At 42.3% G+C, this 726-nt stretch carries 1 protein-coding gene; it reads right to left on the minus strand.

Translation table 11 applies throughout. The features are described from left to right. Positions 1-450 precede the first annotated feature (450 nt). Positions 451-726 (minus strand): LysR substrate-binding domain-containing protein (locus AB4274_RS22115; protein ID WP_372113256.1); only part of this gene is annotated, 276 nt, incomplete at its 5' end.

Consider the following 726-nt stretch of genomic DNA (forward strand, 5'->3'; position numbering starts at 1 on the left):
AAATACGTGGATTCCATATATGAAATGGGGCAAGCAATGATCGCGCTTAGAAAAGTCTGGGCATAAACAAGCCAACACTAACCTCACTAGTTTGGAGCTAAAAAGTGAATTGCAGCAGTCAATGTAGGGAGCGATGAGTGCTCGGCATTCGCGTGCTTTGCGATGGTCTATCCAACATATAAGATCAAAAAAGCGAGCACTAAGCTCGCTTTTAACTATCTGTTTTTGAAAAAATTACAGCAGTTCAACCGACTGCTGGGCGATCACGAATTCTTCGTTAGTTGGCAAGGTATTAGTACAGCACACATATTACAGCTTCCTCGAACAAACTTTTGAACATTTATGAGTCAGTGATTCTGCTAAATTAGCATTTAAAGGATTAACTCAGGTATTGCAAATCTCTAGCTACGTGGCCAAGTTCACTTAGCTACTACAGGAGCCGTTCAAGTCTTAAAAAACATCATCCCAATACGGTAAATCACCATAATAGTTACTGAGAAACTCGATAAAAACACTCAACTTAGTCGCAATCAGCTTACGGTGCGGATACACCGCATATAGCGCCATGGGTTCTGGCTCAAACTCTTTTAGAATAACGTTAAGTTGGCCCTTCTTTACTGCGTCAGACACGATAAAGGTGGGTTGAAAAACATAGCCCTCTCCCGCTATAGCGGACTCAACGAGGATATCGCCGTTGTTGCAGGAAATACCGGAACTCTCCTCTTT

This window comes from Vibrio sp. 10N.261.55.A10 (assembly GCF_041470825.1).
Taxonomy (GTDB): domain Bacteria; phylum Pseudomonadota; class Gammaproteobacteria; order Enterobacterales; family Vibrionaceae; genus Vibrio; species Vibrio crassostreae_C.